This is a genomic window from Streptomyces sp. NPDC005728 (assembly GCF_040630895.1).
Classification (GTDB): Bacteria; Actinomycetota; Actinomycetes; order Streptomycetales; family Streptomycetaceae; genus Streptomyces.
Window position 1 is genome coordinate 1 of record NZ_JBEXYL010000181.1, and the last position, 9,480, is coordinate 9,480.

11 protein-coding genes, 1 tRNA gene and 2 pseudogenes are annotated in these 9,480 nt (G+C 71.4%); 7 read left to right on the top strand and 7 right to left on the bottom strand.

All coding sequences use genetic code 11. From position 1 onward, the window contains the following. Positions 1 to 401 precede the first annotated feature (401 nt). From ABZ471_RS46110 to ABZ471_RS46120, 3 genes are all read right to left on the bottom strand, one after another. The gene (locus ABZ471_RS46110; RefSeq protein WP_359075143.1) at positions 402 to 569 is read right to left on the bottom strand and encodes a hypothetical protein; all 168 of its coding nucleotides are present in this window, start codon (positions 567 to 569) and stop codon (positions 402 to 404) included. Continuing rightward, positions 520 to 1,023 (bottom strand): DUF885 family protein, encoded by a 504-nt coding sequence (locus tag ABZ471_RS46115; protein WP_359075144.1) that lies wholly within the window; start codon positions 1,021 to 1,023, stop codon positions 520 to 522. Before ABZ471_RS46115 ends, ABZ471_RS46110 begins: the two co-directional genes overlap by 50 nt. A 192-nt stretch (positions 1,024 to 1,215) precedes the next feature. Next, positions 1,216 to 1,668: a DUF5707 domain-containing protein gene (locus ABZ471_RS46120; protein WP_359075145.1), complete on the bottom strand. Its 453-nt coding sequence runs from the start codon at positions 1,666 to 1,668 to the stop codon at positions 1,216 to 1,218. 277 nt (positions 1,669 to 1,945) lie between these two features. Between ABZ471_RS46120 and ABZ471_RS46125 the strand changes: the two genes are divergently transcribed. Both ABZ471_RS46125 and ABZ471_RS46130 read left to right on the top strand, forming a co-directional pair. Then, the gene (locus ABZ471_RS46125; protein ID WP_359075146.1) at positions 1,946 to 2,491 is read left to right on the top strand and encodes a hypothetical protein; all 546 of its coding nucleotides are present in this window, start codon (positions 1,946 to 1,948) and stop codon (positions 2,489 to 2,491) included. Positions 2,492 to 2,887: 396 nt separating this feature from the next. Next, positions 2,888 to 2,961, top strand: a tRNA-Met gene (locus ABZ471_RS46130). A gap of 208 nt (positions 2,962 to 3,169) precedes the next feature. Here ABZ471_RS46130 and ABZ471_RS46135 read toward each other — a convergent pair. Together ABZ471_RS46135 and ABZ471_RS46140 are read right to left on the bottom strand one after the other, a co-directional pair. Further along, the gene (locus ABZ471_RS46135; protein WP_359075147.1) at positions 3,170 to 3,706 is read right to left on the bottom strand and encodes a GNAT family N-acetyltransferase; all 537 of its coding nucleotides are present in this window, start codon (positions 3,704 to 3,706) and stop codon (positions 3,170 to 3,172) included. 149 nt (positions 3,707 to 3,855) lie between these two features. Further along, positions 3,856 to 4,569, bottom strand: a complete 714-nt coding sequence (locus tag ABZ471_RS46140; RefSeq protein WP_359075148.1) for a zinc-binding dehydrogenase — start codon at positions 4,567 to 4,569, stop codon at positions 3,856 to 3,858. 112 nt (positions 4,570 to 4,681) lie between these two features. Between ABZ471_RS46140 and ABZ471_RS46145 the strand changes: the two genes are divergently transcribed. The 3 genes and pseudogenes from ABZ471_RS46145 to ABZ471_RS46155 form a co-directional block, all read left to right on the top strand. After that, positions 4,682 to 5,098 carry a YciI family protein gene (locus tag ABZ471_RS46145; protein WP_359075149.1) on the top strand — a complete coding sequence of 139 codons (417 nt, stop codon included), beginning with the start codon at positions 4,682 to 4,684 and terminating at the stop codon, positions 5,096 to 5,098. Beyond that, positions 5,098 to 6,243 (top strand): DUF6596 domain-containing protein, encoded by a 1,146-nt coding sequence (locus tag ABZ471_RS46150; protein ID WP_359075152.1) that lies wholly within the window; start codon positions 5,098 to 5,100, stop codon positions 6,241 to 6,243. The genes ABZ471_RS46145 and ABZ471_RS46150 overlap by 1 nt, the downstream gene beginning before the upstream one ends. Before the next feature lie 93 nt (positions 6,244 to 6,336). Beyond that, positions 6,337 to 6,729: pseudogene (locus ABZ471_RS46155) on the top strand (zinc ribbon domain-containing protein); the annotation flags it as partial. Between the two features lie 34 nt (positions 6,730 to 6,763). Here the strand turns inward: ABZ471_RS46155 and ABZ471_RS46160 are convergent. Together ABZ471_RS46160 and ABZ471_RS46165 are read right to left on the bottom strand one after the other, a co-directional pair. Beyond that, positions 6,764 to 7,330, bottom strand: a complete 567-nt coding sequence (locus tag ABZ471_RS46160; protein WP_359075150.1) for a GNAT family N-acetyltransferase — start codon at positions 7,328 to 7,330, stop codon at positions 6,764 to 6,766. A gap of 19 nt (positions 7,331 to 7,349) precedes the next feature. Continuing rightward, positions 7,350 to 8,036: an alpha/beta hydrolase gene (locus tag ABZ471_RS46165; protein WP_359075153.1), complete on the bottom strand. Its 687-nt coding sequence runs from the start codon at positions 8,034 to 8,036 to the stop codon at positions 7,350 to 7,352. A 151-nt stretch (positions 8,037 to 8,187) separates the two neighbouring features. Here ABZ471_RS46165 and ABZ471_RS46170 point away from each other — a divergent pair, with 151 nt between their 5' ends. Both ABZ471_RS46170 and ABZ471_RS46175 read left to right on the top strand, forming a co-directional pair. Next, positions 8,188 to 9,177 carry a WYL domain-containing protein gene (locus tag ABZ471_RS46170; RefSeq protein ID WP_359075151.1) on the top strand — a complete coding sequence of 330 codons (990 nt, stop codon included), beginning with the start codon at positions 8,188 to 8,190 and terminating at the stop codon, positions 9,175 to 9,177. Positions 9,178 to 9,331: 154 nt separating this feature from the next. Beyond that, positions 9,332 to 9,480: pseudogene (locus tag ABZ471_RS46175) on the top strand (RNA-guided endonuclease TnpB family protein); the annotation flags it as partial.

A 9,480-nucleotide genomic window follows, 5' to 3' on the forward strand; every position in this document is an offset into this window, starting at 1 on the left:
CCGGGGGCACTGGGTGCTCCCGCAAGGCGGGCGTTCGTGTGCAGGACCGCCCCTGGCGGGGGCCAGGGACGGCCCTGCGTCTCCAGTGCTGCTCCCATCGACGTGCCGCTTATCCGCGCGGGGCGGCCGGGTACAGAACCCGCGCTGGCCGGGATACCACTCCCCGCAGTAGCCGGCCGCCCTCGCCCCGAAATGCGCAATCGTTGGTGCCGTGGTTGTCTTCGGAGTCATCGACGGCACTCCCTCTGCAGGCGGTACAGGCCCCGGCTGAGGACACAGTCCGCCGCCGAATCCGCGTGCGCGCAGAGCGGGCAGAACGAGGCGTGGTCGAGCATCGAGCGGTGCGCCCGGTCGGCCGTGCACGGGTGACAGCCCCGAGGGAACCAGCGCAGGGCGTCGGGCTACTCGACCTGCTCGCCGAGGTCGACGGCGGTCTCGGCGGTCAGGTACTGGCCGCGCCAGACGCAGCCGCGACCACGGGCTCTTTCGTCGGGCAGGCCGTCCAGACCTGGCAGATGTTCAGCCAGTGCGCCCAGAACTTCCGGCGGGACGTCCGTTGTGGCGGTCATGCTGCTGCTCCTCAGGGCCCAGCGCGCCGGGCAGGTTGCGCAGCCGTCCGGCCACAGCCGCCCAGTTCTCGTCGGTGCCGGTGGGCATCAGGGTGAAGATGCGCCGCACTCGGTGCAGGGGCGAGCCGACGTTGCGCAGCGCGCGGATGTGGTCGCCCGCCTCGTGCAGGGCGAGTTCCGAGGTCAGCCGTTCCCGCAGCAGCCGGGCGCAGGTGCGCTCGGCGTCCTCCCACACCACGCCGTTCTTCTCGCCGTCGCGTTCGGCGGTATCCAGCGAGGACAGCGATTGCCGGGCCAGTTCGGCGAGCGCCTCGAAGCCCTGCGGTGACAGATCCGGCAGCCGGTCGTCCTCGGGGGTGAGGCCGAGCCGGGTCGAGGTCACGGGATCGAGGGCGGCGACCTGCGCGACATGGCCGTCGGCGATCCGGCGCGGGGTGCTCGGCTTCTCGGACACGGCCCCCATGCTGACGGACCGTCGCCGGTGGTGTCAGCAGCGCCCTGCCGGCTTTCGGCCGCCCGCACCTTCGGCCGGGACCGCTGGCGAACCGCTCGCTTCGCCTGTGCCCTGCGACAGCGGCCACGGCCGACGCGAAGGCCGCCAGCCTGCCGGCGCACGGCGCACGGCGCGCGGCCCGGGAGCAACGGGTCAGCCGACGGTGAAGCCCGCCGCCTTGGTGTCCAGGGTGGTGGTGCCGTCCTGGGCGGTGGCGAGCACGGCGACGTGCCAGGGGCCACGCGGCGACGAGGCGGCCTCGGCGCCGGTCACCTCGACCGTGTAGACGCAGCGCACACGGTCCCCGCCGGCGCTCTTGCAACTGGCCTGCTCCGCCTTAGCCATGTCCTTGGCCGTCAGCGGCTTCTTGGCGAAGGAGGAGTTCGCCGGCCAGGCCAGAACCCTCAGCTTCTTGACGCCCGAGGACGCCGTGACCTCGGTGGTGAAGGTGAACGAGCCGTCCCGGCCGCCTTCGGGGGCCGTGTAACGGGCGGTGCTGTGCGCCAGGGCAGGGGGCTGCACCCCGGCGTAGGCGAAGGCGAAGGCTCCGGCACCTGCGAGGACAACGGCACCGGCGGCAACGGACAGGACGATACGTCGGGACATGACGAGGTTCTCCGTAACTGTGTAACTGTCTCAGCCGGAAGGAGCCGGCGCTCTCGGCTGCGCCGCTGCACCGATACGCGCGGCGCGGCAACGCCCCGGGCGTGAGCACGGGTACTCAACTCGGCCTAGGCGCTTTCGCATGGGGCCCGCGTGCAGCCCCGCGTGTCGGCGGCCAGTAGCAATTCCCCACGCACGGCCAGCTCGATTCCCCAACTGGCAGTCATGCTCAGTAGCCTCGGTGCTGGCTCGGGGACCTGGCGCATGAAGGGTTGTGATCGTGGCACGTACCTGGCTGTCCATCCGGGTGGAGTTGGTCTCCGGGCACGGCGCAGACCTGTGGCCTCGCCCCGGCCGCGTCTTCGCCGCCGCGCGCTCGCACTCCTTCGCTCAGTTCGCCACGGCCATCGATCTCGCCTTCGGCCGCTGGGACCTGGCCCACCTGCACCTGTTCACGCTGTCCGACGGCGCCCGGGTCAGCCCACTGGACTGGTGGGACGACGAGGCCCCGGACGGCACCGTGGATGGCCATGCAACCAAGCTGAGCAGGTTGCAGGCCGGCGAGCAGTTCGCCTACGTCTTCGACATGGGCGACGACTGGGCCCACCTGTGCACGGTGACCGAAAAGCGCATCGATCCCCTCGACGAACTCGGCGAGGCACCCGACCGCCCGGTTCCCTACTGGGGCTGGGGCAACCTCCCGGACCAATACGCACGCCGCTGGGACGGGGACGACGGGGAGTCGCCGATGCCGAAGCGGCCAGCCCGCGGGCTCAGCGACCTGCCTCCGATCCTTCCGTGGTGGGGCGAGCGCCGCCGGGGATGACCTCACGCTGCGTATACGAAGTGGCCGCCAGCGGGGCATCGAAGTGGTCATGGTGGGGAGCTGAAGTGGCCGTGAGCGGGGAAATCCAACTGGCCACTGACGCCCGCGGGAAGACGCCTGCGAAGCGGAAGCTCAACGCGTCAATGGCAGGAGGCCGATCTCCTGCCCCCGGGCCCGCGCGGAGCACCGGCTGCGCCCGGTCACCGATGAAGCCGCACTTTGTGGCACACGGATGGAAACGGCGTTGTCAGCAGCAGCAGCGTCGGCGGCGAGCGGGCGGGTGCCCTCCCGCCCGCTCGATCGGCTCGGCGAACGCCTGGGAGGCGATGCCTCGACGCCGGGGAGAGCGCCCAAAACCGTTCGCCGCGGGCTGTTGCGGCGTCCTACAGTGGAGGCCGCCGGGTGGAGCAGGTAGGCAGCTCGCTGGGCTCATAACCCAGAGGTCGCGGGTTCAAATCCCGCCTCGGCCACGAAGACCGGGCCCGTCGCGCGATGCGGCGGGCCCGAGTCACACGCCGTGGAGGCCCGGGCACCGCAGGATCCCGACGGCCTCGTCCCGCCTTCAACGGCACCATCATCGAAGCCGGTACCGGCGTCTACTGGCACCTACCGGCTCGCCGGCAGCCGCGCACGAGCTGAAATGCCCGCTGCCGGCTGATCCGGCCTTCCACCCGACGGTCAGGGCATGCCTGCGGGTGACTGCGTCGCGGGAAGCTCCCACCGGATCTCGCCGTCGTGGCAGTGACCGGTGGGAGCCAGGCCGGCAGCGGCGGCAACGGCAGCGGATGCGTGATGATCCGGATGGATGTGGGCACGGATCGCCCGTACGTCCTGCTGCTGCAGCCAGGCAACCAGTCCTCGTGCCGCCTCCGTGGCGATCCCGCGCCCCTGCCACGGAGTTCCGACCACCCAGGCGACCTCGGCCGTACGCTCGTGCTCGGTGACAGTGATCGTTGCCTGCACCGTCCCGGTCAGGTGTTTGTCCTCGCGGAGCCGGATCACCCAGTTCCACCACGTCCGGGAAGGATCGGGTGAGCCGGCCGCCAGGCGTTCGTACCGTGCCCGCAGAGCCTGCGCGGAGTGCGGGGCGCCGCCGATGAAGACATGCAGAGCCGGGTCGGAGAGCACTTCGGCCATCTCGTCCGCGTGTTCGACAGCGAGTGGTACGAGGCTCAGCCTGTCGGTCTCGACAGCCCCGATCTTCGTGGCGTCCACGCTGTCTCCTGTCCGACCGCTCCTGCGCTACGGTCCCCGTCCCGCTTGCGATCGTACGAGCCGCATGCGCTCGGCCGCTTTCGAAGGGGCGAAGGCGACGAGAGCTCACGCAGCGCAGCGTGGCGGTCCGGCGGTCGCGTCCGGCCGGTTCACGCCGCCGTGTCGTCGTGGGTGACGGTGACGACGATCTTGCCGACCTGGCCGTTGGCCGCCATGTAGCGGTGGGCCTCGGCGATGTCCGCGAGGTCGAAGGTGCGGTCCACGACCGGGGCGAGGGTGCCCGAGGCGAGACCGGCGCCCACGAACGCGACCGCGCGGCGCAGGCGCTCGGGGTTCGTGGTGATCTCGAAGAGGGTGTACGTGCTGCTGGTCAGCGCCGGGTAGGACCGGGCGTTGGGCAGCGGGGTGGGGCGCGGGTCGAGGGCGCCGTAGACCACCAGGAATCCGCCGGGGGCGATGCCGCGGGCGAGGGTCTCGACACCGGGGCCGGCTACGGGATCGAAGGCCAGGCGGACGCCTTCGCCGCCGGTGATCTCCTTGACGCGGGCGGGGAGGCCCTCCTCGCCGGTGACGATGACATGGGCCGCGCCGGCATCCAGGAGGCGCTGCTCCTTGTCGGCGCCGCGCGTGGTGGCGATGGGGATCGCGCCGATGTGGCGGGCGATCTGGAGGGCGGCCAGGCCGACGCTGCTGGAGGCGGCCGTGATCAGGACGTGGTCGCCGGGGCTGACCCGGCCGCTCTCGGCGAGGGGGCCGTGGCCTCCAGGGCCTGGTGCAGCGAGACCTCCGCGTGCAGGACGCGCCCTCGCCCTCGCGCCACGCCGTGAACCCCGGACACCGCGGAACGGCTCACCCGGGTTCATCCACGAGAGCCCGAAAAAGAATTCTGATGGCGATGTCGAGAACCGGTGCCTGGCTCCGTCCCCGCAGTGAACGCGACCACAATGGGTCGCACCAGCACCGAGGAGACTCACGATGGCCAAGTACTTGCTGCTCAAGCACTACCGTGGCGCCCCGGCTCCGGTAAACGACGCGCCCATGGACCAGTGGACGCCCGAGGAGATCTCGGCGCACGTGCAGTACATGAACGACTTCGCGGCCCGGCTGGAGAAGACCGGCGAGTTCGTCGACGGCCAGGCACTCGCCCCCGAGGGGGCCTGGGTCCGCTACGACGGTGAGGGGCGCCCGCCGGTCACCGACGGCCCGTTCGCCGAGACGAAGGACCTCATCGCCGGCTGGATGGTGATCGACGTCGACAGCTACGAGCGCGCCGTCGAGCTGGCCGGGGAACTGTCGGCCGCCCCCGGGGCGGGCGGGAAGCCGATCCACGAGTGGCTGGAGGTGCGCCCGTTCCTGGCCGCGCCGCCCACCATCACGGAGTCATGCCACTGATGGACGAGGTCCTGCTCAGGAGCCTCACCCCGAGCGTGCTCACCGTCCTCGTCCGCCGCGGAGCCGACTTCGCGGCGGCCGAGGACGCCGTGCAGGAGGCACTGGTCGAGGCGGTCCGCGTCTGGCCCACCGACCCGCCGCGGGATGCGAAGGGCTGGCTGGTCACCGTGGCCTGGCGCAAGTTCCTCGACGCGGCCCGGGCGGACACCGCCCGCCGCCGGCGTGAGGACCTCGTCGAGGAGGAGCCCGCGCCCGGCCCCACGCCCGCAGCGGACGACACGCTCCAGCTCTACTTCCTGTGCGCCCACCCCTCGCTGACACCCTCGTCCGCGGTCGCCCTCACACTGCGCGCCGTCGGCGGGCTCACCACCCGCCAGATCGCCCAGGCCTACCTGGTGCCCGAGGCGACCATGGCGCAGCGCATCAGCCGGGCCAAGCGCACCGTCTCCGGCGTCCGCTTCGACCGCAGCGGCGACGTCGCCACCGTGCTGCGCGTCCTCTACCTGGTCTTCAACGAGGGCTACTCGGGCGACGTCGACCTCGCCGCCGAGGCCATCCGGCTCACCCGGCAGCTCGCGGCCCAGGCCGACCACCCCGAGGTGGCGGGACTGCTCGCCCTCATGCTGCTCCACCATGCCCGGCGCGCCACCCGGACCGCACCCGACGGCACCCTGGTGCCGCTCGCCGAACAGGACCGCACCCGGTGGGACACCGCCTCGATCGCCGAGGGCGTCGGGATCCTGCAGGCCGCCCTCGCCCGCGACCGCCTCGGCGAGTTCCAGGCCCAGGCCGCCATCGCCGCCCTCCACGCGGACGCGCCCACCCCGCAGGACACCGACTGGGTGCAGATCGTCGAGTGGTACGACGAACTCGTACGCCTGACCGACAGCCCCGTCGTCCGGCTCAACCGCGCGGTGGCCGTCGGCGAGGCCGACGGACCGCGCGCCGGCCTGGCCGCGCTCGCGGCGCTGGACGACTCACTGCCCCGCCACGCCGCGGTGGCGGCCTACCTCCACGAGCGCGACGGCGACCTGACGACGGCGGCACGCCTGTACGCCGAGGCGGCCCACAAGGCACCCAACCTCGCCGAGCGCGACCACCTGACCCGCCAGGCCGCCCGGCTCAACACCCGCCGCTGCCGCTGACGGGCCGCGCCCGGAATTCCCCCGGCATCCGGCGCGGCCCCGTGGCCGCAGCGGCCGCCTCACGGCGAGCAGGCGGGCCGAGACCACGGCGTCCGCAAGTGGGCCAAGAAGGCGGTACGGGACCACGATGCTTTGGCGGTGGAGGACTTCAGGTCGAAGTTCCTCGCCCGTACGACGATGGCCCGCAAGGCGGCAGACGCTGCGATCGGCGCTGCGAAGCGGGCGCTGGTCGAGATGGCCCGCAAGCACCGGCGGACCGTGCATCTGATCCATCCCGTGCACACCACGAGGGACTGCGCAACGTGCGGAGTGAGAACCAAGCACGCACTGCCTCTTTCGACGCGAACGTATGCCTGCACCGTGTGCGGAGCCGTATCTCCCAGGGACAAGAACTCCGCGCGCGTGATGCTCGTCCGGGCAGGTCTGAACCCGGCTGGTGTCGAGGGCGTAAGACCCGCTGAGGCGCCGCCTCAGCGGGCAGCCTGAGCCAGGAATCTCCTCCCTTCAGGGAGGAGAGCAGTCAAGCTGGATCCACGTGCCTGCTCAAGATCCATGCGTGCTTGCCGACCTGGCGGACACGGGTGAATCCGTAGTCTTCGAACAGCTCGACCGTCCCGCTGAAGAGAAAGCGTCCCTGGGCCTGGCGGCCGAGAGTGACTTCGGGGATGGCCTCGACCAGGCCGCCGCCGGCCTGGGCGATCTGGTCGAGGGCGCCCTGCAGGGCTGTGTGGGCAATGCCCTGGCGGCGGTGTCGCCTGTCGACGTAGATGCAGGTAATCCGCCAGTCCGGGAGCGGGGGCGCGTCCTTGTCGTACGCGCGGCGGTGCTTGATGTTGGGCAGTTCCTCGGGACTGCCGTACTGGCACCAGCCCTGGGCGGTGCCGTCCTCATCGAGAACGAGCGCGGCGTGGGCCTGGTCCGTGCGGACGCGCTGCTCTTTGATGGAGCGGTGGTCGATTCCCGGCTGGCCGCACTCGGGGTGGTAGCCGATGCACCAACAGCCGCCGAAGATGCCGTTGTTGCGTTCGACGAGTTCGGCGAACGCGTCCCAGGTCCGGGTGTTCAGATGGCGGACGGTGTGAACCATAGTCGGAGTCCCTGCTCGGTCAGTCCCGGGATGCTGCCCCGTCGAGGAGGCGGGCGAGTTCGGCCGGCTTGGTGAACATCGGCCAGTGGCCGGAGTCGATGTCGACGAACTCGACGTGTTTGGCCCGGGCGAGTTCCGGCGCCTCGCCGGCAGTGATCCATTCGCGGGCCTGCTCCGGGGTGAACTCCGGGCAGACCACCACGACCGGAACCTCATAGCGGCGCTGGTCCGTCAGCCGGACCACGCCCCTGGCCACCCGTTCGGGGACGGGGATGGCATCGGCTGCGATGCGCCGCCGGAGTTCCTCGTCGAGGTCGGCGCTGTCTGCTCCCGCGAACGGGCCCCAGCCGGGGAAAGGCACGGTGCCGTCGCGCATTTCGAAGAAGTCGGCGTACGGCTGGCCGTCCTCGTTGGGGAAGCCGCCGATCAGCGCCAGCTTGGCCACCCGTTCCGGGCGCGCGTCAGCGGCCAGCCAGCCGATGGTGCAGGCGGCTGAGTGCGCCACGAGCAGGGGCTTGTCCACCGTTGCATCAACGGCGGCGAGGACTGCCGCCACCTGCTCGTCGAGCGTGGCAGAGAGGTGTCCGTCGCCCTGGCCCGGCAGGGTCACAGGCCGCGGGCGGTGCCCGAGCGCCTCGAGGGCCGGTACCACCGCGTCCCAGGCGGTGCCGTCCAGCCACAGGCCGCCGATGAGCAGGATTTCCACAGTGAGTCCCACTTCCATGTCGAGGTTGAGGCAGAGGTGGCCGAAGGCGTCGCGCAGTGGACGCGGCCTACCCGGCCGAGCGCTCCCATGCTAGGAGCGGTTCAGGACGATCTGCTTCCTGATTGCCAGGCGGCCGCCTACGCTGTCCGACGTGCAGACAGGAACGAGCCCGACCGCGCGCGCATTGCGCACCCTTGAGATCCTGCGGACCCGCCCTGGCACGACCGCCGAGCAACTCGCCCAGAAGCTCGGAGTGACCGACCGCGCCGCCCGTCGCTACGTCGCGATCCTCCGGGAGGCCGGCATCCTCGTGGACTCCGTGCGCGGCCCGCACGGGGGATACCAGTTGCGGCGAGGGACCCGGCTGCCCCCGGTGAGCTTCACCCAGAGCGAAGCGCTCGGCCTGGTCATGGCGGTGCTCGACGGCAGGCCCGCCGCCACCGATCCCGGGGACCTCGTCGGCTCCGCTCTGGACAAGGTCGTCCACGCGCTGCCCGAGGGGATCGGGCGTCAGGCGGCCGCGCTGCGCGAGCATGCCGCTGCCGCGCCCGATCCGAGTGCGGCCTACGCCGATCCCGCCGTCACGAGCGCCCTGGTGGACGCGATCGCTGCCCGGCGGCGCGTAGTGATCACCTACCGGAGCGAAGCCGGCAACCAGTGGCGGGCGGAGGTGGACCCGTGGGCGGTCGTCGTACGCCGGGCGCGCTGGTACCTGCTCTGCCATTCCCATCGCGCGGACGCCGTGCGCACCTACCGGGTCGATCGCGTACTGGCGGCCGAGGAGACTACGGTCGGGTTCCGGATGCCGGAAGACCTCGACCCGGTCACGGTGCTGGAGGAGAACCTGGGCACCGGATGGGCCTATCCCACCCGCGTGCTCTTCGACGCACCGGTGGAGCGGGTCGCCCCGTGGATCGGGCCGTCGATGGGACAGCTCGAACCGCTGGGGGTGGCGGGAGAACGCTGCGTGCTCGTCGGCAGCACCCGCAACCCGGTGATGTACGCGCAGGAGTGGCTGGCGGCAGTCCCTTACGCCTTCCATGTCGCGGGCGGGACGGAGCTTCGGGATGCGGTTGCCACCCTGGCCTCCCGCCTTGGCGCGGCCGTGTCCGGACCGGCATCGGAGGCGGGACAGGGTTGACTCCGGGGCGTCGGTGGTCAGTGAAGGCTCCCTGGTGGCTCTGGCGGGGGTCTGCCTTCATTGCATGCCTGTACGACGCCCGGTTGGGCACGCAACTCTGGGCGCGGATGGTGAGCAACGCGACCGTGGCGCCCGACCTGTTGCCCTGTTCATAGCCGCGATCGGCGCTGCGAAGCGGGCGCTGGTCGAGATGGCCCGCAAGCACGGCCGGACCGTGCATCTGATCCATCCCGTGCACACCACGAGGGACTGCGCAACGTGCGGAGTGAGAACCAAGCACGCACTGCCTCTTTCGACGCGAAC